Consider the following 26537-nt stretch of genomic DNA (forward strand, 5'->3'; position numbering starts at 1 on the left):
CCAGGGTGTACCACAACGGCGTTTCCACCTGATTGAATAGCCCCACCCCTGCACGCCGTGTCCAGGCCTCCTTGGGCTCCGGGAGCGAGCCCACCGGCAACGTCTGAAGCAACCACAGCTGCTCGCCATCAAATACCCATTCTCCGGCCTGGGGCCGGTCAAAATTCTGTTTGAGTTTGCTGTGCAGCTGGCGCAGAAGGGCTTCATCAACCTGCTGGCTCAGGGGCACCGCGGCCTGAGACGCATGCACCAGTCGGCCGCTATCATCAAAAATCAGCCGCTGACGCTCATTGCTGCCATCCACCACGCCCTCTACCACCATGTGTGGCAGGTCCTGGCGTAACGGATGGCGAGTGAACAGAACACCCGCTGCCTGTTGCCGCGGCAGTGCCTGAATCACCACATGATCCGGGCCGGGCTCACGATCAAAAATGCTTTGCAGTGCCGCAGCCAGGGATTCGTCAGAATCCAGATTCAACAGACTTTCCCGGCGTGAATCCGGGTTCATAGGCCCCTGCTGGAGGACCCAATAGCGGTTATCGGTAAACATGCGCGGCAAGGCGCGCAACTGTTGCGTCAACGATGCGGCAGAGCTGTCTGCCACCACGCTGCGGTCAATGCGCCAGCTGGGCGGGATTGGCAACCCCATGGCAGCCCAACGTTGCAGATTCTCGCCACCCTCAACATCGGCAGTCAGTACTTCAATGCTCATGAGCCGTTTCTTATTGGTCGAAATGGTCTGTTATGTATGCGCACGGTATTCATCCGAAAATGTTACAGCCGCAAACCCGGCGCAAACCGTCGCACACCCCACAGGCCCAGCCAGTAAATGGCTGGCGTGAGCAGAAATGCCCCCAGAACGATTACCGCCGCGATTCCGCCAAACAACACCGGTGCTTTCATTAGCGTACTCATCAGCGAGTCCTGCCAATAGAAAAACCATTGGTGGTCAGCGGGGAAAATCCATAGATGAAACTGATAGAAAACCTGGGTCGGGCCGGCAATCAGCAACCACGCTAACACAGCCCCCACAGTGAAAACAGTAATGCCAACCCGCCACCGCATGGGTGGTGGTTTGAGCCAGACGCAAAGCAAGGCGAGCGGCAGCCAAAGTATCAACAGCACCCAGAAAAGCACATGCCCCGCATCGATGAAATCGGCCACATCCTGAAGGTGCAGAACCTCCGCGTTGCGCAGTAACGGGCGGGCGTTTTTCCCCGGCGGCTGGTATTCAATATCCGCCAATCCTGTGCCGCTGTTATGCACCGCATCACGGATTTGCTCAAACGCCTGCCAATGCTGCTCGGGGGGCAATTGTTCAAATCCGGATTTAAAGCGATTCTGAGATCCGTAAGTTTGTATATGTTGGGCAATATCCAGCTGTTGATACCAGAAGCGGTAGCCATAGTTCGATTGGCTGTACAACGCCCAACTCAATGTCACTGCCAACGACACCACAATGACAGCATAAAAGAACCACACTAAAGTGGCAGCGACCTGGCTTGGTTGAGCCGTATTTTTCATAACACCCTCACAGTAATAACAGAATAATAAACAGAGGACGTAGCCACATGCGACCGCTCTTCATGTCCATCGCCCTGTTGGCGAGCTTTTTTGTGTTATCGGGTTGTACCACCACCCTGCCGCAAACCAATGCTTCCCGCACGAGCCAGGCGCAGAAACAGGATTATTACCAGGTGCGCATCCCGACCCGGGATGGCAAAAAACTGGCCGCCACTGTCTACCAGCCTGAACTCCAGGCCGGAGAAAATGCCCCACTGATTATTGCCACTCACGGCTTTGGTGGCTTCCGTGCCAAGCGTCCCATGTCGATTTACGGCAAGTCCATCCTTACCGGTGAAGCGGCCATCGCCGCATGGAAGGCCGGTTACTGGGTGGTCTTCTACGATCAGCGAGGCTGGGGGCAATCCGATGGCCACGTACACATGATGGATCCGGACTATGAGGTCGCGGATCTGAGCAACGTGATCGACTGGTCACTGGGCCACCTTCCTGGCGTCAAACGCATGCCCGAAGGCCAGCCGGCCATCGGCATGATTGGTGAATCCTACGGTGCCGGCTTGCAGACACTGGCCGCATTCACCGAGCCTCGCCTGCAGGCTCTGGTACCCCTTACCGGTTGGCACGATATGAACAGCATCGCGCCAAATGGCGAATTTCGCAGCGCCTGGGGAGCGGTGTTGCTGGGCGTAGGTGGCATTAACAGCGGCTTTGATGTGGGCGTGATGTTCTCGGACCCGTGGCGCAGTGCCTTCGATGGCACCGTCAATCAGGACCTCAAAGACCTGATGTACCAACGCAGCCCTGCCGCTTTTTGTGATCAGGGCAAAACGCCCCACGCCGATGCCCTGTTCATTCAGGGATTCACTGACACCATGTTTCCGTTCCAGCAGGCCGAACGTAATTACGATTGCTGGCAGGAACAGGGGCGAGATGCACGTCTTATCGGCATGCAGGCAGGCCACGTGATGCCCTGGCCCATGCAGCAATGGCGCGGTTGGCTGCCCTTCTACCAAACCGACGACATGGTGCACTGTGGGGATTACAGCGAAACCACGGTGGATACCATTATCAACTGGTGGGACGAGAAACTGCAGGGTGGCGAACGCCAGGTGCCGCAGTACTGCATCAATGTCACCGAAGACAGAGGCGTCGCCCTGGAAGAAGGGCTACCGATTAACAACACGCAATATGTATTGCCCCGCACCAAAGTCACCGTGCCGCTGGCCGGTGCGTTCGAGTGGTTGATGGTGGGCGTGGATACCGGCACAGACTTGTTCCGTGCCATGTGGCCGGGGGCCGATCTGCGTGACATGAAACCCAACGGTGGCTTTGGGCGGCCAAAATTCGTGCCCATGTATATTGCCCGCGGGGATGACGAAGTCCTGCTCGGCAAGCCGCGTATTGATCTGAACCTAGGTGGCACTTCCGGTGGGGACAGCATGCCCGTTTTTGTGGGACTCGGCATTCAGCACGCCAACCGCCGTCGGGTCCATGTGGCCAGCGAACAGCTCACGCCTCTGCCGGAGAAAGGCATTTATGAGTTGGAGTTACCAGCGGTTAGCCAGCCACTGAAAGCCGGGGATCGCGTCGGACTGGTGATCTACGGGTTTACCACGCAATTCCCGCTTAACTCTGCGTTTCTCGCGCGTAACGCCAGCGTAAAAGGGGATGTCTGGCTGCCGCTCACTCGTGAAGAGGTTCTCTCGCTAAAGCCGGATCGATCATTCCGATAACGGCTCACTGACTGCGTAAGGCACGGCGGCACTTCGCTGCTGTGCAAACGCCCCCGCCTCCATGCCATGCAGTCCTTCGTCGAAATACAGGCTGACGGTAAACCGCAATTCCTGTGGCTCCGGCCAGCCTTGCAGTGAATACCCCAGGTTAGGCAGCTGGCCGGTGAACTGTTCAGGCTCTACCTGCAGGGCCCGGTCATCTTCATAGATCAATTTTACCGGTGTCTCCAGTAGTTCATCCGGCACAGTCATGGCGGTCAACAGGGAGAATTGCTTGCGGCTGTCAAACAGAATCCAGTTTTCATGCATGCTCAGCGATTGATTGGCAAAGCGCTCGTCAGCATCGTCTATTTGGCCATCCACGGTCACCGGCTTGTCCGCAAAACGCGCGGTATAAACCCGTGCGCCGATCTGCGCATTGCCATCCACGGTCACCGCCACTTCCGGATCCTTGAGGGTGGCGCGGTACAGATCCGGGATGCGGGCAAAGGTGTGCGCCTCGTAATGGGCTGCATAGCGCATCGCTTGTACCTGGATTGTCATCACCGGGATACCAGCCAGCACCACCTTGGTACGCAAATGCATGACCGAACGGATAGGCCCCAACAAATGCCCCACTTGCTTAGGACGCAGGTTATGGTTGTCCAGTGACATGCGGGTAAAACGCGAAAGCACCCCTGCGCTCATGCGCATTTTCAGGGTGTCGATGATCGAGCCATCCCCCTGATAGCCCTGATACCCGAGATACAACCAGTTCAATTCGTTTTCCGGCTCCACGTTCAACTCATACAGCGCCGTGCGTGTCATGCCGTTATCGATATCGTGAGCAACGTAATAATTCTGGCTACGCTGGCGGTTGCCTTCCACCAGATAGAAATGGCAATTTCTTGCCACCGCGATATCGGCAACGATGGCTCCCTGGGCTGGGCGGAGCGTGGCAGGCGCCTGCGGGCCTGCATCGGTGAGCATCATCAACAACTGGTCCGCCTTATCCAGCTGCCCAGCATCGCCGGCCATGGCGAATTCACTCCCTTCAAACCACACCATGCCATGCTCATCCAGCTCATCGAACTGGTAAGCCACAGGCACAAAGCGCCCCTGTTCAACCCGCATGACGGAGAGTGTATCCAGCGCCTTGCCTTCAACAACGGGAAAATCCTGCCCGGAGAGTTTAACCACGCGGCCGCGATCCAGAGGATCAAATCGGCATTGCCCATGAACGGTCAGTGCCGGAATAAAAAGGCCAAGCGCCAAAAGCAGGCGTAGGGTCATAGTAATGGCTGCTACCTGATTGTTTATTCTTGTGTGGCGGCGGCTATTTTTGCAGCGTCGCCCGCACCGTGGCAGTACCCGGTTTCTCACCCGGCGTCATTTCCAGATTGGTCAATTGCACGCCCTCTTGCTGGAGAGATTGCAGCCAGAGCACCGTTTGCGAGGCCACCTGATTTTCCAGCTGGATTCGCACCGCGCGATTGCCATCGGGGGAAAACCCTTTCAAGGTCAGGCCAAACTGGTCCGCGCTGCGGCTCACATTACCGGTCCAGTTACCCGTTGGCCGTGCGGCGGCGGTATCGCCACGCCGGGCGGCAATAACGGCGCTGCGGTTATCCTGGATCCACTGCAGCGTTTGTTGGTTGGAGACAAAGCGTTTCTTCGCCTGATCCCGCGCGGCCACCGAAGGCGCCCAAATCAACCAGTACAGCACGACCAGAAACGCCACCGCCGCCAATACCTGAAGAACACGTTGCTCACGGGGCTCGCGGCTTTGGTACCAGTTAACCGCCTGATCGCGCCGGTGTGCTGCCAGCTTTTTCAATTCTGCCGTATTACTCATCCTGGCTGCTCCACCTTGATACGGGCGCTGACACCCTGAGCCCCATTGCGATAGTTGGCGATCGAGGCTTTTGCTCCTTGCTGTTTCAACGCATTTTGAAGCTGTTCCAGCTGGGCGTAGTCCTTGGCCCCCACGTCCAGCAGCAACGCATTGTCACGCTGGTCATACTGCAGTCGTTTGGGTTCAACCTTGATTTCTTTCAACACTTTCGCCACCGGCCCCAGAAGCGGGAAGAAATGAGCCTGCCCGCCCTCGCTGCCGCCACCAAGGCGGGCAAGACGCCCCTGGAACTGACGGCTCAGAGCCGTGGTGGCCTTATCACCAGGGAATAGCTGTTCGTAAAGGTTTTTAGCATCGGCAAAGGCTGCTTCCGACGCCAGGTCATAGCGCCATTGCTGCACCCAGATTGCCACCAGCGCCAGCACAAACACGGACGCAGCCAGAATACTGACCGGCTTCCAGGGCGCAAATGCCGTGTTCTTTCCTTTCTTTTGTTTCGGTGCATACGGGCCAGCAAGCAACTCTTGCCCAGCACCGCCGCGCAGCGCATCCAGAAACGCCGCCGTGCCGGACAGAACGGTCGCGCCGGCAAGGCTGTCACCAAATAACGCCTGCATGCCGTCACGCTGGTCCGCATCCACCACCAGGCAGCGGTCACGATCGGCCATCAATAGCGCCTGACCGCCATCCAGTTCGGCAATCAGTGGCGCCTGGCCCTGAAGCCGCTCGGCATCCACCTGAAGCGAGCCGAGCACAGCCCCCTGTTCCGCCGCCCATTGCTTAAGCTGCACAATCAATTCACGGGCGATGGCGGTCACTTCATAGTCATCCCCTGCGCCTTTGCGGGAGACGAACCAGAGCGACTCGGGGCTGTCCAGCATCTGCTCTTCCAGCAGATAAGGCAGAACACGCTGCAAATGGCGAGCCTGCTTGCGGGTCAGGGAGACATGGGTCAACCGGGCAAAGGCCACGCTGATAATGACATGGAGGGTCTGCCCGGCACACTGTTCCAGCGCATCGCCCAGGCTAACGGCTTGCACATCCTCAGTTGCACTGCGCTGCAACAGCACCGGGATCTCAAGATCCGGGTCTGTTCCCCCTGCACCGCTTAAATAAATCAGTGGAGCATCTGCCACGCTGCTGTGTCCTTTCGTTGTTTTCTGCGTTGTTATCTCTGCATGTGCGCCAGCCAGTGTACCAAGGCGAGCATCATTCCACAGTGTCGTTACCGCCCATGGCGCCTGCTGAGCATCTTACTGGGTATTGTAGAAGGGATTGCAGGCCGGTTCGAGCGGGGTCAGCAGCGGGCTTACCTGCCGGCTGAAGACATCGGTAGACGCATCATTACCGGTACGCCGGCGCAAACGACTCACCAATCGGCTTAATTGGCCGTCTACTTCCACGTCCACCATCACCTGGAAATATTCACTGCTTACCCCCAGAAGGTCGCTAACTGCCTGCTTTTCATCGGCACCCAGAGTGCTCAAAGGGGCGAGCTGCATCAGGTCACTCACGTTTGTAATCGGTTCTTCTTCTCGGGCTTTGACAATCGCCTCTGCCACGCCGGTACCTGCTACCCCGCCCAGTACCGCATCCAGCACCTGGGGCGGCGCCGTATTCACATTCAATGTAGTACCCAGCGGTAGAGCGGTAAACAGCCCCCAGACCATGCTGTCCTCGGGCTGATTGGCCACCTGGAAGCTGAGCAAGGCACGCATTTCCGATTCATGGGCGGCCGGCATGTTGGGTGTCCGGCGGTTACGGTAATCCGCGTCTTCGGCCCCCTCGACGCCGTCCACGATATTATTGGAATCCAGCCAGTCCGCCATTTCGTTGGCCAGCCGTGAGGCATCTGTTTCCTGGGGAAAGGTCAGTTCGATCAATCGGGTAAGCCGGTCAATGGCCTCCGGATCGCGAACAAAGGTATCGCCTTGAGCGGTAATCAACCAATTCAGGTTAAATCGGCCCTGCAGATCCTGAACGCTGGCGCTGAGCATGGCATCTTCATAGGGAGTGGGCGGTAATTGCACTGCCCACTGCTCTTCCACGCAGTCATCAACCAGCGCGTTATTGTTCTGGTCATCCTGCAGGTCATCCACCAATCCCTGCTGCGCAACCACTTCTGCCGCCATGGCATATTGGTAACGCTTGTCCCATTGCAGCAGGTTGTCCGCACGGGTGAGAAAGCGGTCCTGGCGAAACAGCACCTCCACGGTAATGGTGGTCAACAGGGCCAGCAGCAGCAACACAATCACCAGCGCCATGCCTCGCTGGCTGGGCTTACCAGGATGATGCTTTAATGAAATCAGCTCCATGGGTTCACCACGGTCCGGTAGAAGCGGTGCACGATGTCACCGTTTTCCAGTTCAATCTCCAGCTCAATACTCTTTGGCAGGCGCTGCTGCCACACGGGAACGGCGGCCATGGCCACATCCGGCCATAACTCCAGCCACTGCCATTCCCCCTGGGGCGTCAAATCCAGATAACGGACGGTAAAACGCTCCACGTGATCGATCAGCACATCTTGCTGATATTCCGTGGCCACGTTGGTGTCGAGCACCGGCCAGTAACGACGGAATAAAGTGCCATCTTCCAGGGTATAGACCACCCGCTGCATTTCACTGCGTTTACGCAGCCCAAAGGGGTTGGACCAGCCAAGGCGGGTGAATTCCACATAATTATCACGGCCCAGAATGGCCGGCTGCGGGTCGCCGTAGGGATCACGAACCGGGCGATTGATCAGTTGCTCGAAATCCAGGGTGAGGAAGGTGACAGCGCGCTGGGTGCGCTCCATTTCATCGGCACTGTCTTTTAGCTGTTCACGCCCCTGCAAGGCGCTACCGAGAAAACTGGCCACCCACACATAGATAAACGCAAAGATAGCGATGGTGATAACCATCTCCAGCAGGGTAAAGCCCCGCTGTGCCAGGCGCCTGGAAGAAAACGAATGGAGAGCTTCCATCATCCGGACGCCGGTTTGCCGATCAGGCTCGCCAGGTGATACGCCATTTGTCCCTCGTCATCGTCCTGCATCATGCCCACCTCGATATCCACACGCCGGGTATCCGGGTAAGGGCCCTCGCTGACACGGGTATTGATCCACCATTCACGTCCGTTGCGGGTCACCGTGGAATCCGATTCGCCAGTGGAGGGCCACTGTTGATACACCTGCATTTCTACCAGCTTGTCGGAGGCCACAAGAAAGCCCAGATGGGTTTCATTGATATTGGTATAGGCGCGCGCGGTGGAGCCCATGGTCTGACCAAGCACCACCATAACCAGGGCCAGAATCGAAACAGCAATCAGCACTTCCACCAGAGTAAAACCCTGCTGCCGCTTCATTCCTGCACGTCCTCTATCATTCTTGAACGCCGCTCCAGCCAATCCTGCTTGGCCTGCTGGTCGTCATTGTCCTGCTCGCGGTCCGGATCGGCAATCTGCCCGAGAGCCGAAATTTGCCAGCGCTGCACCTGCTCCAGATCGTTCATGCTCTGCATGGCGAGGGTCACAGGAGACACTTCACCGCTGGGGAAAAAGAAAATCTGTGGAAACGCCTTTTCGTCCTCTCCCTCTTCCCCTCCCTCGGACACGCTGGTGCCGTCCTGCTGGCGCGCCTCTTGCTCGTCACCCTCGCCCACTGTGCCTTCACCCAAATCCAGCGAAGTATCTTTCTTGACCAAGGTCTCGGCAACCTGACTGAGACTCGCCTGTTCTTCATCAGCGAGTTCGTCCAGCTGCCACACCAACTCCAGGGATGGCGGGATCTGGCGAGGCTTGAGAGCGGTATCCTCGATAGGCAGAAAATCGGCAGCGGCGATGTCGTAGGCCAGGGGCTCCCAGCCATCATGACGCAGACGCAGCGCCAGCAGTTGCCCCGAGAACAGGCTGCGCTCGTTGAGCAGGGCCAAGGTATCCTTCAGACGGGCGGATTCTTGTTCCAGCTGCCGGTCGTCAGAAGTCCAGTTCCCCTGGCTAATCACCACGGCGCTGAGCAGTGCAATCAGCCCCACCACCACCATGATTTCCAGCAGGGTGAAGCCGGACTGCAGCGTGCGGGGCAAGCGCATCTTACTGAACGTCGCGCCAATTGATGTCCGCGTCGGAGCCTTCACCGCCCTCAACACCATCGGCGCCCATGGACAGCAGATCGAACGGCCCTTCAACCCCGGGGCTGATGTAAACGTAATCGTTGTTCCAGGCATCCAGGGGGACTTTCGGCAGGTAGCCGCCATCAGGCCATTTGCGGGCTGAATTGGGACGTTCCACCAAGCCGTTGAGACCCTCTTCACTGGTGGGGTAACTGCCATTGTTGAACTTGTAGAGGTCCAGCTGCTGGACGATCTTGCCCATATTGGCCTTGGTCAGATCCACCTTGGCGGCTTCACCCTGCCCGATCACGTTGGGCACAATCACCGCAGCCAACAGACCAATAATGGCCACCACCACCATAATTTCCAGCAGGGTAAACCCCGACATGGCACGCTTTGCTTTCATTCCTTCACCTTAACCGGCTAGTAAGTTATTCATTTGCATGATCGGCAGCATGACCGACAGGACGATCATTACAACCACCCCTGCCATCACCAGCAGCATGATCGGGCCAAGCAGCCCCACCATGGTATTGATCGTGCTACTCAGTTCCCGTTCCTGATAATCCGCAGCCCGGGTCAACATATTGTCCAGTTCACCGCTGGCCTCACCGCTGGCAATCATCTGCACCAGCATGGGCGGAAAGTAGCCGCTGGCATCCAGGGCGCGGCTGAGGCTGCCGCCCTCGCGAACCTTGGCGGCGGCATTTTTCACCGCGTTGCGGACCGCCAGATTGCCTACCACCTGGGCGGCGATAAACAGGGCATCCACCAGCGGCACACCGGAGCGTCCCAAGATGCCCAATGTGCTGGCCAGCCGGGCACTGTCGCCAGCGCGCAGCATCGTGCCCACCAGTGGCATATTCACTAACCGCTGATGTACCCGCAAGCGGAAACGCGGGTCACGCATGGCGCGCATGAAGACCACCACAGCCACCACGATCAACAGCACCACCAACCAGCCCCAGCCACGGGCAAAATCACTCATGGCCATGACAATGCGTGTGAGCAATGGCAACGCCTGGTCCCGCCCTTCGAACACGGCCACCAACTTGGGTACCACGAAGGTCATCATCAGCATGATCACGATGGAAGCAAACACCATGATGAAGGCGGGATAAATCATCGCCTGGGCCACGGATCGCCCGGTATCATGGCGGGTTTCCAGATAATCCGCGAGCTGTTCGAGTACCTGTTCCAGGTGGCCACTCTGTTCACCGGCAGCCACAGTGGCACGGTACATTTCAGGGAAGGCGCGGGGAAAGGACTCGAAACTGCGCGCCAGGCTGTAGCCTTCACGCACTTTGGCACGCACGGCGAGCATGATGCGCTCAATGCGGTCATTGGCGGCCTGCTTGGAAACCGCAGACAGGGCCTGCTCCACAGGCAGGCCGGATTTCAACAGCGTGGCCAGCTGGCGGGTAATCAGCGCCTGTTCGGCGCCATTGATCTTGCCGGAGCCGGCAAAACGGCCCATTCCCTGGCTGTTGGTATCGCTGGCTTCGTTAACCTCCAGCGGGACCCAGCCCTTGTCACGGAGTTGCTGACGAACCTGGCGGGCACTGTCTGCTTCCAGAGTGCCTTTGTTGATTTTGCCCCTGTGATCCAGGGATCGGTATTCGAATGCTGGCATGCGGCTGCTGTCCCGTCAGTCCTCGCGGGTCACCCGCAGGACCTCTTCTACACTGGTATGTCCGCCGAGCACTTTGCGCCAGCCATCCTCACGAATGCCACTGGTCAGTGTCCGGGCATGGCGGTTAAGTTCCAGCTCGCCGGCGCGGTCGTGGATCAACTGGCGCAGGGTGTCATCCACCAGCACCAGTTCGTAAATCCCGGTACGGCCCCGGTATCCCTGATTATTACAGGCTTCACAGCCATTAGGGTGATACAGCGTACAACTTTCATTGGCCGGAAGGCCCAGCATTTCCAACTCGCTGGCACTGGCCTGGTACGGGGTTTTGCAATCATCACAGAGGACTCGCACCAGCCGCTGGGCCAACGAGCCCAGCAGGGAGCTGGAGAGCAGAAACGGCTCAATGCCCATATCCTGCAAACGAGTGACCGCCCCCACCGCCGTATTGGTGTGCAGGGTAGACAGAACAAGGTGACCGGTGAGAGAGGCCTGCACCGCAATTTCAGCGGTTTCCAGATCCCGGATCTCACCCACCATGACCACATCCGGATCCTGGCGAAGAATGGCGCGCAGGCCACGGGCAAAGGTCATATCGACCTTGGTGTTGACCTGGGTCTGACCGATCCCTTCCAGCTGATACTCAATGGGGTCTTCCACCGTCAGGATATTGCGGGAGCTGTCGTTGAGTTCGGTCAGCGAAGCATAAAGCGTGGTGGTTTTACCGGAGCCAGTCGGGCCGGTGACCAGAATAATGCCGTGGGGCTTATGGATCAGCTCGCGCATGTGGGCATCACAGGTCTCGCCCATGCCCAGGTGGGACACCTGCAGGCGCCCCGCCTGCTTGTCCAGCAGCCGCAGCACCACCCGCTCACCGTTACTGGCGGGCATGGTGGATACCCGTACATCCACGTCCCGGCCACCAATGCGCAGGGAAATCCGGCCATCCTGGGGAATCCGCTTTTCAGCGATGTCCATACGCGCCATCACCTTGATCCGCGAGACCAGCAACGGCGCCAACTCCCGTTTCGGGGTCAGTACTTCACGGAGCACACCATCTACCCGCATGCGCACTACCAGGCGGCGCTCGAAGGTTTCCACATGGATATCCGACGCATCTTCGCGAATGGCTTCCTGCAGCAAGGCATTAATCAACCGGATGATGGGCGCGTCGTCCTCCTGCTCCAGCAAATCCGAGGTTTCAGGCAGGGAATCCGCCAGGCTGGCCAGGTCGAGCCCTTCCAGATCATCCGCCGCTTCTGCCGCCGCGCCGCGCTGCTGTTCATAGGTGATCGCCATGGCGGCAGTGAAGGCGGTATCGTCCATGGGCACCAGGCGCGGCAGGCGCCCGATGTGGCGCTGCACTTCACCCAAGGCGGCCACGGAAACATCCTGCCGGTGGCACAGCTCTTTGTGACCATCACGCTCGCGCAACAGGACACCATAGCGCCGCGCGAAGCCATAAGGCAGCAGCGACGGAGGAAGTTCCATATTTTCCGGCGTCTCCAGATGCTCAGTCATAGCTCAGTATTTTTCCATTAGGTTCTCGACCACATCGCGAGTGACCGCATTCAGCGTCAGGAACTGAAAGCCCACCTGGTACTCGCCGGGGGCATCCAGGGTTTCAGCCCAGACCACCCGGGCATCGAAACTGACCGTATTGACCCCGGCGATCTGGTCCGGCAATACCATACCCAACTGCAATTCTTCGCCATGGGGCAGTTCCCGGCGGGAAAACAGCTTGAAGCCATCCACGCTCAGGTTCATCAAGCGCCCCACGTTACCACCGGTGCTGCGATCAAACACTACCATCTCGCGGAACAGTTTCTTGCGGGGGTTGCGGCGGTGGTCGCGGGCGCTGTCCTTGACGCCGTTTTCGTCATCGGCGGGACGCAGCACCACCACCACGCCCGTAACGGTGCCGGCGTCATCGGTAATGGCATTGGCACGCACCGACAAGGCCAGCAGCCCGTTTTCGTCCGCTGTATACAGGCTGTGCTCGTTTTTCCAGCTTTCACTCTGCATACAGGCCTCCCGCAGTGGGGAGTCATCCCAGCCCCAGCGCTGCTTGCCGGCATCATCATTGAACAACAGGTCCGCGATATCCCTGCCCACCAGGGCGTCGCGGCTCTGTCGCAACAGGGCGCAAGCGGCCTCATTGCAAAAGGTGACCCTGCCCTGGGCATTGGCACCAATCAGGGCTTCGCCCAAGGCATGCAGCAAGCGCTCGTTCTCATCCTTGAGCCGCTTCATCTGCACCACCGCCTGTTGAAGCTTGCGGCGCTGACGATCAAGTTCCAGGAAAACGCTAACCTTGGCTTCGAGTATTTTCTGATCAATGGGCTTGAACAGATAGTCCACCGCGCCACATTCGTAGCCCTTGAAGACATACTTCTGTTCTTTGGAAATCGCCGTAACGAAAATAATCGGAATATGGCGGGTTTTCTTGTTCTTGCGCATGAGTTCGGCCACTTCGAACCCATCCATCTCTGGCATCTGCACATCCAGCAGTACCAGCGCGAAATCGTGTTTCAGGGCGAGAGACAAGGCCTCGTTACCTGACTGGGCCATGACCAGATTGCGGCCGTCAGCATCCAGAATCGCTTCCAACGCGATCAGGTTTTCCCTGTGATCGTCCACAACCAAAATATTTTGTTTCATAGGCTTACTACCCTGCAACCTGTTCCGCCAAAAAGGGCCCGATTGCCTCAAGATCGAGTACCCTGGAAATCGCACCTGTTGTTATTGCCGCTTCGGGCATTGCGGGTGCTTCCGAGCTCACCGGTGACTGGGCGATGGTATATCCGCCTCTACGGTGTATGTATTCCATGCCTGCAGCGCCGTCTTCATTGGCCCCCGTTAGGATCACTCCCAACAAGTGGCGGCCATAAACCGCGCCGGCAGAGTAAAACAGTTCATCTATTGCTGGCCGGGAAAAGAGTACAGGCCTTCCTGTAGAGAAAGCCAGTGTCTGGTCCTCTTCCACCAACATATGGTAGCCCGGTGGCGCCACATAAACATGCCCGCCGAGGATGGGCTCCTTGTCTTCCGGGGCCACCACCGGCAGTGCGCAATACCGGGCCAACAGCCACGGCATGCGATTATCCGCGCTGGCATGCTGGTGTTGAACCAGCATGATCGGCAACGGAAAATTTTCGGGAAGCGCCGACAGGATGCGCGTGTAGGCATTCAGCCCGCCCCACGACGCGCCCATTACGATTGCCCTGACTGCTCCCTTGCGAGTGCTCACGATGAGTGGCCGCTGCCCTCCTCGCCTCGGGTCTTGCCAGCTTCATAGGCAGCACGGTGCGCCTGTGCTTCTTTGAGCTTGGCCTGGAGTTCACGGCGCTGCTTGTCCAGCCCCAGGAAAAAATCCACCTTGCTCTTGAGGATCAACGGATCCAGGGGTTTGAACAGATAATCCACCGCCCCGGCCTGATACCCTTTAAAAACGTATTTCTTTTCCTTGCTAATCGCCGTCACGAAGATAATGGGAATGGTCTGGGTGTCCTTGCGCTGGCGCATCAGCTCGGCCACTTCGAAACCGTCCATGCCCGGCATCTGCACGTCCAGCAGCACCAGGGAAATATCTTCCTTAAGCAGAATTTTCAGCGCCTCCTGCCCGGAGTGCGCTTTCAGGAGGGTTCGCCCCTCCCCTTCGAGGACGGCCTCAAGCGACACCAAGTTGGCCGGCTGATCATCCACCAATAGCAGTTTCTGCTCAATCATCGGTTGTCTCTAGTCATGCGTGGTGTGGAAACTGCCGCTTGCGAAAGATTCGCAACGACTTGTTGATAACATCGAACGTGTCTTCCTGGCCGCTGAACCGCAGGCTTTCCTTGGTTCCCAGGCACAGGTAGCCGCCCATATCCAGGCTCTCGCTGAAAAGCCTGATCACTCTTTCCTGCAAAGGCCGATCAAAGTAGATCAATACATTGCGGCACAGGATAACGTGCATTTCCCCAAAGACCTGATCCGTTGCCAAGTCGTGATCGGCAAAAACGATATTGCGTTTCAGCCGCTGCTCCATGATCACGCTGTCATAACGTGCAGTGAAATAATCAGACAGAGAGTGTTTGCCACCGGCACGCCGGTAGTTATCTCCATACTGTTTAACCGCTTCGATGGAGTAAATGCCTTTCTTGGCTGACGCCAACACGTTCTTGTCGATGTCGGTGGCATAGATCATGGCCCGATCGTAGAGCCCCTCCTCTTCCAGCAAAATAGCCATGGAATAGATTTCTTCGCCGGTAGAGCAGCCGGCATGCCAGATCTTGATAAACGGAAACGTCTTCAGAACCGGTACAACGTCTTCCCGAAAGGCACGGTAAAAATCCGGGTCCCGGTACATTTCCGTCACATTCACGGTCAGGTCGTTGAGCAGCGTCACGAAGAAGGGCCGGTCGCGCAGAACCTTGTCGGTCATTTCCATGATCGATGCAAAACCTGACATGGTCAGGCGATGCATGATTCGACGCCGCATGGAAGCGCGGCTATAGGACCGGAAGTCGTAGCCGTACATCTGGTAGATCGCCTCAAGCAACAGGCGAATTTCGATGTCCTCGACACTGACTTCGTCATCGTCGATCGGGTATGTTTCAGCCATAACGCTATTCCGCCACGGTTCTCGTCTTTATAAAGTGACTGCGGGCACGTTTTGCGCCCACTACTTGTGCAGCCAGACCCGTAGCAACGAGGTAAGCTTTGCCATATCGATGGGCTTGGAGCAGTAATCATTGGCCCCGGCTTCGATGCACTTGGCGCGGTCGTCCTTCATCGCCTTGGCGGTCAGCGCCAACATCGGCAGCTTGCTGAAACGAGCCTGTTCACGAATCCGGCCCATGGCTTCATAGCCATCCATTTCCGGCATCATGATATCCATCAGCACAATGTCGATGGACGGATTATCATCCAGCGACTCCAACGCCTCGCGGCCATTGTTGGCAATGCTGATGGCAAAGCCCAACTCCTCCAGCTGCGCAGACAATGCATAGATATTGCGCATGTCATCATCCACCAGAAGCAATTGCTTGCCTTCGAAAATATCGTCGCGATGCTCGATGGATTCCGCTGTCGGGCGACGATTGGCCGGCAAGGTGGACTCAAGCCAGTGCAGGAACAGGGACGCTTCATTGAGCAACCGCTCGTGAGAGCGCTCCGTCTTGAGGATGATGCGGTCCGCATACTTGCGCAGTTTCGCTTCTTCTTCGCGGGTCATGTCCTTGCCGGTATAGACCACCACAGGAACACTGTCGTAGTCGTCGCTGGCATGGAGTTTTTCCAGCAGTTCGAAACCGCTCATGTCCGGCAACGTCAAATCCAGGATCATGCAGTCGAACACGGTATTCTGCAGGGCATCCAGGGCTTGTTGACCACTGGTGGCCGCTGTGATTTCCACACCTTTCTGGTCAAACAGTTCACGAATGCTTTCGTGCTGGATTTCACTGTCTTCCACCACCAGAAGGCGGCGCACATTGGTTTCAATCGCCCCTTCAATCTTGGCGAACGCAGAGAGAATGTCGTCCTGATTCGCCGGCTTGGTCATGAAGTCCAGCGCACCCAGTTCCAGCGCCTTCTTGCGCTCATCACGCCCGGACAGGAAATGCACCGGGATGTCCTTGGTACGCGGATCAGCCTTGAGCCTTTCCATGACTTCCCAACCGTCGATACCCGGTAAACCGATATCCAGAATAATCGCGCTGGGACGGTAATGACTGGCGTATTCCAGGCCATCCTCGCCATCGTGGCAGATATGCCCTTCCAGACCGTAATCCGATGCCAGTTCCACCAGTACCCGGGCAAATTCTTCATCATCTTCGACGATCAGTACGGTTTTCTCGCGGACCACGAAGTCATCGTTTCCGGTATCCAACGGGGTCATTGACGCAGTGTGGGCTTCCGCATTGCTGCCGATACCTTCATCGGCGTGGCTGGCAGCGGCATTGTTGATTTCCAGCGCATCAGCACTGCCCACGGGCAGATAGAGCATAAAGGTGGATCCCTGACCTTCACCGTCACTGTGCAGGCCAATTTCCCCGCCCAGCAACCGTGCCAGTTCGCGGGAAATGGTCAGGCCCAGGCCGGTACCGCCGTATTTGCGACTGGTGGTACCGTCCGCTTGCTGGAAAGCCTCGAAAATCAGCTTCTGTTTTTCATCCGCGATCCCGGTGCCGGTATCAATCACCGCAAATTTCAGCGTCTGCCCCGGAACAAGATGGCGTGAAGGCAGGGTTTCGCCAACGTCAGGTTGTGTAATACTCAACGTCACCGAGCCCTGCTCGGTGAATTTCAGTGCGTTGGAAAGCAGGTTCTTGATGATCTGTTCAAGGCGCTGGCGGTCCGTGTAGAAGTGTTCAGGCAGCGTATCGCCAAGCTCGACCTTGAAGTCCAGGTTGCGGCTTTCGGCCACGTGGGCAAAATTGCGGCGGAAATGTTCGACAATTTCCGGCGGCGACAAGTCGTCGATAATGACATCCATTTTGCCTTCCTCGATCTTGGAAATATCAAGGATGTCATTGATCAGGCTAAGCAGGTCAGCCCCTGCAGAATGAATAACCTGGGCGTGCTCGACCTGCTTTTCTTCCAGGTTGCCGCGTTTGTTCTGCCCCAGGGCATTGGACAGAATCAGAATCGAGTTGAGCGGTGTGCGCAACTCGTGGCTCATGGTGGACAGGAATTCGGATTTATAGCGTGAAGACATCTCCAGCTCGCGAATCTTGTCTTCCAGCTCATGACGTAATAGCTCGAGCTCGTCATTCTTCTGGGCCATTTCAGATTTTTGCTCGGTGAGCATGCGCGCCTGGGCTTCGAGCTCTTCATTGGTAACGCGCAGCTCTTCCTGTTGGGCTTGCAGGCTTTCTTCAGACGCCCGCAACGCCTGGGTCTGTGACTCCAGCTCTTCGTTGATTGCTTTTAGTTCTTCCTGTTGTTGTTGCAGGCGAGATTCAGACGCAGACAGCTCCATGGCCTGCTCTTCAAGATCTTCATTGGCCTGGGCCATTTCCGTTTTTTGCCGTTCCAGAGCATCGGCCTGGGACTGCGTTTGCTCCAGCATCAGGGCCAGGCGGAAACGGCTTTGTGCACTATGCAACGACACAGAAATGACCGCCACGCACTGCTCCATAAAGGCCAGATCGTCATTGCTGAAGTCACGGAATGCACCAATTTCCAGCACCCCTTTCACTTCGTCTTCATGGACAATGGGCATCACCATGACATTGCGTGGCTGGCCGGCACCGGTGCCGGAAGCAATGCTGATGTAATCATCCGGCACTTGCTCCAGCAGAATGCTCTTGCGCTCCAGGGCGCACTGCCCCACCAGGGATTCCCCCAGACGAAATTCATTGGCCAGATGCTTACGCCGCTGCATGGCATAGGAGCTGCTCAGACTGAGCAGCTCCGTGTCAGGGTCATAGCTGTAAAATGCGCCCACCTGCGCCTCGACCACCGGCACCAAGAAACTCAGCATGTTGTTACCGAGCTGCTCGAATCCCATCTCCCCGCGCATGCGGTTATTCAGTTCAGCCAGATGGTTCTTCACCGTTTCCTGGCGCCGGTCTTCCGTATGCCGAGCCACCAGCGCATCACGCATTTTACGAATAGCATGCAGCAAGTGACCGGTTTCATCCCGGCCACCCTTTTCAATACGGGTATCCCATTTGCCATTGGCAATGTTATCCGCGGCATCAACGGCGCCTTCCAGAGGCAGCGTAATGGCCCGGGTAACACGCAAAGCAATCAATGCCAGCAAGGTAAAGGCCACCAGCCCCAGAAATAGCCCGATTTTTTGGGTGCCCAGGTTATCCGAACGGCTCTTGTTCAGGGTTTCGCGAAACGCTTCGTAGCGCTGCTTCTCGAACGCCTTCTGATTGCCCTCGTAGGTGTCCTGCAACTCTCGTACGTGTGCAATGCGCTGGTACAGATCATCCGAGGTGCCGTTATTGGTGATCAGGCTACGGGCCAGCGCAGTGGCCTCGTTGATATAGGCGGTAAAATTGCGGCGCAATTCTTCCACGCCAGCGGAAAGCGTTGGGTCGGTCCGGCGGATGTCTGCCAGCCGTTGCTCAAACGCCGAGGCTCTGGACTGCGCCTCTTCAAGCAGATCCGGATCAGCCTGGGTAATCGCCGCGATATAAGACTCGCTGATGGCGATGAAATCCACATTGTTGGCGTTGATCAATTCCAGAACCGGAAAGTCCTGACTTTCAATCCGCTTGAGATGATCAATATTGGTTTCGGCGATGTAGAAGCTGTAGGCCGCGTAGACCACAAACAGCACGATCCCCAGCCCGGCTACAGACAAAATCTTCAGCCGCACGGACAGGTTCTGGAACCAGTTCATTCAGATAGCCCTCATGCCTTTTCCGGCTTGTTGTTATCCAGGCCCCTTTGCAGGGCTAAGACTAAAGTGTGAGGCTACCAGAAACTGACAGAAAGCGGCAATAAATCACATGAATAGCGCAGGCTAGAAAGTTGATTTTTCAGGGATAAAACAGGCTAAATCGATAAACCAAGCGCAATAAAATGCAACAGCGGAAGAACAAAGCTTATTGCGGTCAGTTACTTAAACAGGGCTATCCGCGACGGACGAGCGCACGGACTCACAGGCGAAAATGCCAGCATGCTGCGATAAGGACGAGAAAAAGAGGAAGTTGGTGCGGGTAGCCGGACTTGAACCGGCATGACCTAATGGTCGACAGATTTTAAGTCTGTTGTGTCTACCAATTTCACCATACCCGCAGGAAGATCATCGTGCGCGTTAAGCGTGAAATAAAAACAGGGATAGGTTAAGCGACTGTTTCTATTTATCTTTCTGTTGAAATGACGATATCGAACTGAGCCTGTCACTTCATCGCCCGTGTGGGTCGGTAATTGGAGGCGCGGGTCGGAATCGAACCGGCGTTAACGGAGTTGCAGTCCGCTGCATGACCACTCTGCCACCGCGCCATTTAACTGTTTTACCAAGAAAAAACCTCGGCATAACCGAGGCTTTCAAAATCTTGGAGCGGGAAACGAGATTCGAACTCGCGACCCCAACCTTGGCAAGGTTGTGCTCTACCAGCTGAGCTATTCCCGCTTTTTCCGCAGCGAAGACACTGCTCCGTTGCGGGAAAGAATTCTACCCATCACCCCCGGGGTGTCAACCCGGCACCGGCTGTTTTTTCTGACTTTTCAGGACTTTGACTGACTTTTGAGCAATTGCGGTGCTGCAGCACGAAGATACGAGCCCATGGACCACAGAGTGAATGCGGTGGCCAAGTACAGCAAACCATAGCTGAGCCACAGCCACGGGTTCATGATGATGTCGCCGTCCACAGTAAAATCCGGTTTCTGCGCCAACAGCAAGGTAATCGCCGTCATCTGGGTCACTGTCTTGATCTTGCCCAGCTGGCTGACCGCCACTTTTGCCCGCTCACCGAGCTCCGCCATCCACTCACGCAGTGCCGAGACGGTAATCTCACGGGACACAATCACCATGGCCGGCACCGCCAACCAGGCGGTGGCATGAACCTGCACCAACATCACCAGGGCCACCCCCACTATCAGCTTGTCTGCCACCGGGTCCAGAAAGGCGCCAAAGGGGCTGGTCTGATTGAGTTTGCGCGCCAGATAACCGTCCAGCCAGTCCGTAAGACCCGCCGCCAGAAATAACAGGGCCGCGCAGACATCACTCCACTGAAACGGCAGGTAGAACACCAGCACCAGCACGGGAATTGCCAGCACCCGAATCAGGGTGAGGATATTCGGCAAATTCAGGATGGGGTGCACTTTCTGCATAGGGAGGAACTACCGGCCATGAAAATAAGCCACCAGTATAGCGGAAAGCCGGCCATGACTCATTTCCGATTTTCAGATTAAAAACTGAACACGCTATTGATGAAACCAGTCGTACAGGGTCTGCGCCATCTGGGCATTGATTCCCGGCACCCGGGCCAGCTCGCTGGCGGAGGCATTGCGCATCTGCTTCAGGCCGCCAAAGTGGGTCAGCAATGCCTTGCGACGCTTGGGCCCGATACCGGGAATTTCATCCAGCGTGGACTGCTTGCGCGCCTTGCCTCGTCTGGCTCGATGACCGGTCAAGGCAAACCGGTGCGCTTCATCGCGGACCTGCTGCAACAGATGGAGCGCGGAGTCCGCCGGGCCGGGGACCATTTCTTTTCCGCAAGGCAGATAAAGAGCTTCGAAGCCCGGCCGGCGGCTCGGGCCTTTACCAATCCCCATGACGCGCACCGCAGCTTGCAGTTCCAGCTCCTGAATCACTTTCCAGCCCCGCTGCATTTGCCCTTTGCCGCCATCAATCAAAAGAAGATCGGGTAACCTGCCCTGCTCTTTCAATACCCGCTGATAGCGACGCCGAATGGCTTCTTCCAGCGCTTCATAATCATCACCGCCCGCCGCCGGGTTCACATTGAAATGCCGGTAGTCCTGCTTGCGGGCACCTTGCTGGTCAAACACCACGCAGGAGGCCACGGCTTTCTCGCCTTGCGTATGGCTGATGTCGAAACACTCAATGCGCCGCACCGGTTCGCTACTTTCCAACAGCGTTTCCAGAGCAAGAAAACGGGCTTCCATATGCTCGCGGGCAGCAAGCTCGGCCGCCATGGACTGCTGGGCATTGGTTTGTGCCATGGTGATCCAGGCGGCACGATCACTGCGCACCCGCCAGGCCAACCGAACTTTCTTGCCCCACTGACTTTCCAGTGCCTGCTGCAGCGCATCAGCGCCGGGAATGTCCATGCTCAGCAAAATTTCCTGCGGTTTGACCGGATCTTCCCGGTCGCCCAGATAATATTGGGAAAGAAAGGCCTCGAGGATTTCGCTGCGGTCTTCCTCGCCCCGGGTATCCGGCCGAAAGGTGCGGTGACCCAGAATACGCCCATCACGAATCATCAACACTTCGATCACGGCCAGGCCATGCCGGGTTTCAATGGCGACCACGTCCAGATCCCCCTGCCCGGTTTCCGCGTATTGCTTTTGTTGTACGGATTGAATGGCTGCCAGCTGATCCCGCAAGATCGCCGCTTTTTCGAATTCCAGCGCCAGCGAGGCCGCCTCCATGTCGGCGCTCAGCTGTTCCACCACTTCCCGGCTGCGTCCATCAAGAAAGTCCGCCGCCATCTTCACCTGGCGCGCATAATCGGCTTCACTCACCAGCCCCACGCACGGTGCCGTACAACGATTGATCTGGTGCTGGAGACACGGGCGGGTACGGTTGCGGAAGTAGCTGTCACTGCAGTTGCGGACCTGGAACACCTTCTCGATCAGGGACAGGGCTTCGCGCACCGCACCACCACTGGGGTACGGGCCAAAGTACTGACTGCCAGCCCGGCGTGTGCCGCGATGAAAGGTGACGCGGGGAAAACGGTCGGCACTGGTGATACGGATATACGGGTAGGATTTGTCGTCGCGCAGAAGAATGTTGTAAGGCGGTTTCAATTCCTTGATCAGCGACTGTTCCAGCAGCAGCGCTTCCGCCTCACTGCCGGTCACCGTTGTCTGGATGTTACAAATTCGTCCGACCAGTGCCCGGGTTTTCGCACTGGACACATTTTTCTGGAAGTAACTGTTCAGGCGGGCCTGAAGGTTGCGCGCCTTGCCCACATACAAAACACCTCCATCCCCGTCCAGCATGCGATAAACGCCGGGTTTGCGAGCACAGTGAGCAAGGAAGTGTTTAGCGTCGAAATCTGGCAAGGGGAACATCTCAAAACAGGTTAAACAGAAAGTGTATCAGTCCTGCCCTGATGATTTCCCCTTCTAGCAAACCGGCAATCAGGAAGCCGTGTTTTCTACCGCATCAAGCATACCGTGACGCACGGCCAGTAACGCCATTTCCACATCGCTGGTCACACCCAGCTTGTCGAAAATACGGTACCGGTAGGTGTTGACGGTTTTCGGCGACAGGCAAAGCTTGTCTGCCACATCCTGCACCTTGTGGCAGTTCACGATCATCATCATGATTTGCAGTTCACGCTCGGAAAGCATATCCAGCAGCGAACCCTCATCGCCGGTATAGGGCTTGAGCGCCATGGCCTGGGCGATTTCCGGGCTGATATAGCGCTGCCCGGTGGCGACTACCTTGATGGCGCGCACCATTTCCTCCAGATCAGCACCCTTGGTCATGTAACCTGCGGCACCGGCTTTCATCAGGCGGGACGGAAACGGTTCTTCTTCACACATGGTCACCGCGATAACGCGGATACCCTCGTCAACGCGTAACAATTTACGGGTGGCTTCCAGGCCACCGATGCCTGGCATTTTCAGGTCCATCAGCACCACTTCCGGCGCCAGCTCCCTGGCCATTTGCACGGCCAGCTCGCCTGAATTCGCCTCGCCGACAACTCGCAGGCCCTCCACTTCGCCCAACATGCGAGCAATGCCGGTACGGACCAGATCATGGTCGTCCACTACCAATACTTTGATCATTACTGCGTCCCCCGGGTAGTTCCTTTACCCGTTAATGTTCTGTTTTTCTGTTGATTTGTAGGCCCAAGAATACCGCTTGTCCACAGGCATGCATAGGGCGCCGTTAACAAACGATGGCATATTGTGCACGCCCCTGTCTGCCCATTACGCTTGCGCCATTAGCCTTTAGTCGCGTTGACCGGTCAGTCAAAAAAGCGAACCATATAGACACCATCGCCAGTATTCAGCTGGCCGCTGATCGACGCTGCTAACGACATCGCCAACAATGACAAAAGGCAACCCATGAGCGCAATCATTTTGCTCCTGCTGGGGCTGGGTGGCATGGCCGCCGGCTACTTCGTCTACTCTCGTTTTATTGCATCGCGCATCTACAAGCTGGACCCAAATTTCCGCACCCCTGCCCACGAGTATGAAGACGGCGTGGATTTCGTACCCACCAACCGTTATGTGTTGTGGGGCCACCATTTCACCTCCGTGGCGGGTGCGGCACCGATTGTCGGCCCGGCCATTGCCGTTATCTGGGGCTGGCTACCCGCTTTTCTCTGGGTGGTCTTCGGCACCATCTTCTTTGCCGGTGTGCACGACAGTGGCGCCCTGTGGGCCAGTGTCCGCAACCGGGCGAAGTCTGTCGGCGCACTCACCGGCGAGGTCGTTGGCGGCCGTGCACGCACCGTCTTCATGATTGTTATCTTCCTGGTGTTATTGATGGTCAACGCGGTATTTGGCGTCGTGATCGCCAAGCTGTTGATCAATAACCCTGGCGCGGTCGTGCCCGTGTGGGGCGCTATCGCCGTGGCGTTAGTCATCGGGCAACTCATTTACCGCAGGATAATTGGCCTTGGCCTGGTTTCCATACTCGGTGTCGCAGCCCTGTATAGCCTGATTTACGTGGGCCCCATGGTTCCCGTTACCCTGCCCGATCAGGTCATGGGGCTGTCGGCAAACGCCAGCTGGATACTGATGCTGTTTGCGTATGCTGCCGTGGCCTCACTGCTTCCCGTCTGGATGCTCTTGCAGCCCCGCGACTACATCAACGGCCTGCAATTGTTCGTCGGCCTGATCCTGCTTTATGGTGCTGTACTGCTCGGCAACCCCCAGGTTGTCGCGCCGATGATCAACAGCGACGTTCCTGCCGGCACGCCTTCCTTGTTACCGCTTCTGTTTGTCACCATCGCTTGTGGCGCCATCTCCGGCTTCCATGGTCTGGTCGCCTCCGGCACCAGCTCCAAGCAGCTGGACAAGGAAACCGACGCCCGCTTCGTTGGGTATTTCGGTGCTGTGGGCGAAGGCGCACTGGCACTGGCAGCCATCATTGCCGCCACCGCCGGTTTTGCCTCTCTGGCGGACTGGCAAGCGGTATACACGGCCTTTGGCCAAGGCAGCCTGACCGCCTTTGTGGATGGTGGCGCCAATATTCTTGCCAATGGCATGGGCATGGATGTGGGCGTTGCCGCTACCCTGCTCACCGTGATGGCGGCCCTGTTTGCTGGCACCACCATGGACACCGGCCTGCGGCTGCAACGTTATATTTTCCAGGAATGGGGCGAAATCTATCAACAGAAATGGATGACCCGCCCCCTGCCCGCCACACTCCTGGCAGTGCTCAGCTGCCTGCTGCTGGCGTTTGGGGCAGGCGGTGCCGATGGTTCTGGTGGCCTGCTTATCTGGCCCTTGTTCGGTACCACCAATCAATTGCTCGCCGGGCTGACACTGCTGGTCATTACCATCATGTTGGTGAAACGGGGTCGTCCGGCCATTTACACCCTGGCGCCACTGGTCTTCCTGCTGGTCATGACCCTGTTTGCCCTGTTGATACAGTTGAAAAGCTTCTATGAAAAACAGGACTGGTTCCTGCTCGGGCTGGATCTGGTTGTCTTGGTGGCAGCGCTGCTGGTTACGCTGGAGTGCACCGCCGCTCTCAAGCGAGCCTTCAAAGCGCCACCGGAGCCTCTGTAATGACGACACCGACACAATGGCTCAAACGCATCAGCGATCTCGGGGCGCAGTATTACAATGCGCCCTATCGAGCCGCCATTGCCCGTGCCAAACGGGATGAAGAGGACTTGTTCATGCTGCTGGTGTTCTCGGAAATGATGGGTGTTCCCAACCCGGCCGCCTGGAGCACCCTGGAATTGCAGCCACTGCTGATGGAGCGCTTTCATGACTGGCACACCCGCATGGGCATGGAGCGCTCACCGCTTGATCACTTTCGCTGCTGCTGATGGCTGACACCGACACCGCCGCACAGCCTGTCCTTGATCTGGATGCCCTACTCGCCTCCCGCACCCTGCTCATGGTGGGCGGCAAGGGAGGCGTGGGTAAAACCACCACCGCCTCCGCCCTGGCCATCCGCGCTGCCGACCAGGGTCGCAAGGTGTTGCTGGTCTCAACCGACCCGGCCCACAGCCTGGCAGACGCCTTTAACCGCCCCATCGGCAATTCACCCACCTGTCTGGCGCCGGGACTGACCGCCCTGGAGCTGGACCCGGATGACGAAGTCGAGGCCTACCTGGAGCGGGTTAGCGCCCAGATGCGTCGCTTTGCCACTCCTGACCAATTCCGCGAGCTGGACAAGCAGTTACGCCTCAGCCGCCAATCGCCCGGCGCGCAGGAAGCCGCGTTGCTAGAGCGCATCTCGCGGTTAATTGATGTCGACAGCCGTGACTACGACCTGTTGATCTTCGACACCGCTCCCACCGGCCACACATTGCGACTGCTAAGCTTGCCCGAAGTCATGGCCGCCTGGACCCAGGGCCTGCTGCGTCACAGTGACAAAGCCCGCAAACTGGGCCAGGTGTTAGGCCACCTGACACCGGACAAGAGTGTCGACAGCCCCCTGCAGGACCCCACCGATCACGCCACCGCAGGCCTGGACCCACGCAGCCAGGAAGTCGCCGATACGCTGATGACTCGCCAACGATTGTTCCACCGCGCTCGCCGGCAACTGTCCGATGCCGCCCAAACCGCTTTTATTTTTGTGCTGACCCCCGAGCGGCTGCCCATTCTCGAGACGCAACGCGCCGTCGCCTCTCTGACAGACAATGGTATTCCAGTGGCAGGCGCCGTGGTTAACCGGGTGCTCCCGGAAACAGCAGACAGCGCGTTTTTCGCAGCCCGCCATGCACGCCAGCAACGGCACATGGAAGAGCTGGCGCACGCTTTGGGCGCGCTACCTCGCAAGGACTTGGCACTACAGGAAGATGACATTCAGGGACTGGAGGCAATCCGGGCATTTGCTGGATTGCTCGGCAACGCGGATCACTAAGCTTCAGCCACTAGCGTGTTGCGTGAACCGAGCCACG

Annotated in this window: 23 protein-coding genes, 3 tRNA genes and 1 pseudogene; 4 read left to right on the top strand and 23 right to left on the bottom strand. The window is 57.4% G+C overall.

Annotated elements, in window-relative coordinates; translation table 11 throughout:
- A pseudogene (locus CL546_RS10755) lies at positions 1 to 712 on the bottom strand (PEP-utilizing enzyme); the annotation flags it as partial.
- 62 nt (positions 713 to 774) lie between these two features.
- Positions 775 to 1524 (bottom strand): lipoprotein intramolecular transacylase Lit, encoded by a 750-nt coding sequence (locus CL546_RS10760; protein ID WP_290494842.1) that lies wholly within the window; start codon positions 1522 to 1524, stop codon positions 775 to 777.
- Positions 1525 to 1571: 47 nt separating this feature from the next.
- Here CL546_RS10760 and CL546_RS10765 point away from each other — a divergent pair, with 47 nt between their 5' ends.
- The gene (locus tag CL546_RS10765; RefSeq protein ID WP_290494844.1) at positions 1572 to 3257 is read left to right on the top strand and encodes a CocE/NonD family hydrolase; all 1686 of its coding nucleotides are present in this window, start codon (positions 1572 to 1574) and stop codon (positions 3255 to 3257) included.
- Here the strand turns inward: CL546_RS10765 and CL546_RS10770 are convergent.
- The 21 genes from CL546_RS10770 to uvrY all read right to left on the bottom strand — a co-directional run bounded on the left by CL546_RS10770 (position 3246) and on the right by uvrY (position 23235).
- Entirely contained in the window at positions 3246 to 4529 is a 1284-nt protein-coding gene (locus CL546_RS10770) for a hypothetical protein (protein WP_290494846.1), read from the bottom strand. The genes CL546_RS10765 and CL546_RS10770 overlap by 12 nt on opposite strands.
- Positions 4530 to 4572: 43 nt before the next feature.
- Positions 4573 to 5091 (bottom strand): type II secretion system protein M, encoded by a 519-nt coding sequence (locus CL546_RS10775; protein ID WP_290494848.1) that lies wholly within the window; start codon positions 5089 to 5091, stop codon positions 4573 to 4575.
- On the bottom strand, positions 5088 to 6227 hold the full coding sequence (gene gspL / locus CL546_RS10780; RefSeq protein ID WP_290494850.1) for a type II secretion system protein GspL: 1140 nt from the start codon (positions 6225 to 6227) through the stop codon (positions 5088 to 5090). Before gspL ends, CL546_RS10775 begins: the two co-directional genes overlap by 4 nt.
- Positions 6228 to 6344: 117 nt before the next feature.
- Positions 6345 to 7406, bottom strand: coding sequence for a type II secretion system minor pseudopilin GspK (gene gspK / locus CL546_RS10785; RefSeq protein WP_290494852.1), 1062 nt, complete (start codon positions 7404 to 7406; stop codon positions 6345 to 6347).
- Positions 7397 to 8056, bottom strand: a complete 660-nt coding sequence (gene gspJ, locus CL546_RS10790) for a type II secretion system minor pseudopilin GspJ (RefSeq protein ID WP_290494854.1) — start codon at positions 8054 to 8056, stop codon at positions 7397 to 7399. Before gspJ ends, gspK begins: the two co-directional genes overlap by 10 nt.
- On the bottom strand, positions 8053 to 8433 hold the full coding sequence (gspI, locus tag CL546_RS10795) for a type II secretion system minor pseudopilin GspI (protein ID WP_290494856.1): 381 nt from the start codon (positions 8431 to 8433) through the stop codon (positions 8053 to 8055). The genes gspJ and gspI overlap by 4 nt, the downstream gene beginning before the upstream one ends.
- Positions 8430 to 9158 (bottom strand): type II secretion system minor pseudopilin GspH, encoded by a 729-nt coding sequence (gspH, locus tag CL546_RS10800; RefSeq protein WP_290494858.1) that lies wholly within the window; start codon positions 9156 to 9158, stop codon positions 8430 to 8432. The genes gspI and gspH overlap by 4 nt, the downstream gene beginning before the upstream one ends.
- A gap of 1 nt (position 9159) precedes the next feature.
- The gene (gene gspG / locus CL546_RS10805) at positions 9160 to 9585 is read right to left on the bottom strand and encodes a type II secretion system major pseudopilin GspG (RefSeq protein ID WP_007149656.1); all 426 of its coding nucleotides are present in this window, start codon (positions 9583 to 9585) and stop codon (positions 9160 to 9162) included.
- Positions 9586 to 9594: 9 nt separating this feature from the next.
- Complete coding sequence (gene gspF, locus CL546_RS10810; protein WP_290494860.1) at positions 9595 to 10812, bottom strand: type II secretion system inner membrane protein GspF; 1218 nt, start codon at positions 10810 to 10812, stop codon at positions 9595 to 9597.
- A 15-nt stretch (positions 10813 to 10827) separates the two neighbouring features.
- Positions 10828 to 12330, bottom strand: a complete 1503-nt coding sequence (gene gspE, locus CL546_RS10815; RefSeq protein ID WP_155135517.1) for a type II secretion system ATPase GspE — start codon at positions 12328 to 12330, stop codon at positions 10828 to 10830.
- A gap of 3 nt (positions 12331 to 12333) precedes the next feature.
- On the bottom strand, positions 12334 to 13470 hold the full coding sequence (locus CL546_RS10820) for a response regulator (protein ID WP_290494864.1): 1137 nt from the start codon (positions 13468 to 13470) through the stop codon (positions 12334 to 12336).
- 7 nt (positions 13471 to 13477) lie between these two features.
- A complete protein-coding gene (locus tag CL546_RS10825) occupies positions 13478 to 14023 on the bottom strand; it encodes a chemotaxis protein CheB (protein WP_007149002.1) in 546 nt (181 codons plus the stop codon).
- Between the two features lie 32 nt (positions 14024 to 14055).
- Positions 14056 to 14538, bottom strand: a complete 483-nt coding sequence (locus CL546_RS10830; protein ID WP_063520038.1) for a response regulator — start codon at positions 14536 to 14538, stop codon at positions 14056 to 14058.
- A gap of 13 nt (positions 14539 to 14551) precedes the next feature.
- A complete protein-coding gene (locus tag CL546_RS10835) occupies positions 14552 to 15415 on the bottom strand; it encodes a CheR family methyltransferase (RefSeq protein WP_007151311.1) in 864 nt (287 codons plus the stop codon).
- A gap of 60 nt (positions 15416 to 15475) precedes the next feature.
- Positions 15476 to 19150, bottom strand: coding sequence for a response regulator (locus CL546_RS10840; protein ID WP_290494868.1), 3675 nt, complete (start codon positions 19148 to 19150; stop codon positions 15476 to 15478).
- A gap of 311 nt (positions 19151 to 19461) precedes the next feature.
- A tRNA-Leu gene (locus tag CL546_RS10845) sits at positions 19462 to 19548 on the bottom strand.
- 133 nt (positions 19549 to 19681) lie between these two features.
- A tRNA-Cys gene (locus tag CL546_RS10850) sits at positions 19682 to 19755 on the bottom strand.
- Positions 19756 to 19809: 54 nt separating this feature from the next.
- Positions 19810 to 19885, bottom strand: a tRNA-Gly gene (locus CL546_RS10855).
- 95 nt (positions 19886 to 19980) lie between these two features.
- Positions 19981 to 20586, bottom strand: coding sequence for a CDP-diacylglycerol--glycerol-3-phosphate 3-phosphatidyltransferase (gene pgsA, locus CL546_RS10860; RefSeq protein WP_290494870.1), 606 nt, complete (start codon positions 20584 to 20586; stop codon positions 19981 to 19983).
- Positions 20587 to 20679: 93 nt separating this feature from the next.
- Positions 20680 to 22512 carry an excinuclease ABC subunit UvrC gene (gene uvrC, locus CL546_RS10865; protein ID WP_290494871.1) on the bottom strand — a complete coding sequence of 611 codons (1833 nt, stop codon included), beginning with the start codon at positions 22510 to 22512 and terminating at the stop codon, positions 20680 to 20682.
- Positions 22513 to 22581: 69 nt separating this feature from the next.
- Positions 22582 to 23235: a UvrY/SirA/GacA family response regulator transcription factor gene (gene uvrY, locus CL546_RS10870; protein WP_290494872.1), complete on the bottom strand. Its 654-nt coding sequence runs from the start codon at positions 23233 to 23235 to the stop codon at positions 22582 to 22584.
- 282 nt (positions 23236 to 23517) lie between these two features.
- Between uvrY and CL546_RS10875 the strand changes: the two genes are divergently transcribed.
- From CL546_RS10875 to CL546_RS10885, 3 genes are read left to right on the top strand one after another with little or no spacing between them, the layout of a single operon-like run.
- Positions 23518 to 25191 (top strand): carbon starvation CstA family protein, encoded by a 1674-nt coding sequence (locus CL546_RS10875; protein WP_290494874.1) that lies wholly within the window; start codon positions 23518 to 23520, stop codon positions 25189 to 25191.
- Positions 25191 to 25457, top strand: coding sequence for a cory-CC-star protein (locus tag CL546_RS10880; protein ID WP_290494876.1), 267 nt, complete (start codon positions 25191 to 25193; stop codon positions 25455 to 25457). Before CL546_RS10875 ends, CL546_RS10880 begins: the two co-directional genes overlap by 1 nt.
- On the top strand, positions 25457 to 26500 hold the full coding sequence (locus CL546_RS10885; protein ID WP_290494878.1) for an ArsA family ATPase: 1044 nt from the start codon (positions 25457 to 25459) through the stop codon (positions 26498 to 26500). The genes CL546_RS10880 and CL546_RS10885 overlap by 1 nt, the downstream gene beginning before the upstream one ends.
- Positions 26501 to 26537: the final 37 nt, after the last annotated feature.

The organism is Alcanivorax sp., from assembly GCF_002726155.1.
Lineage (GTDB): Bacteria > Pseudomonadota > Gammaproteobacteria > Pseudomonadales > Alcanivoracaceae > Alcanivorax.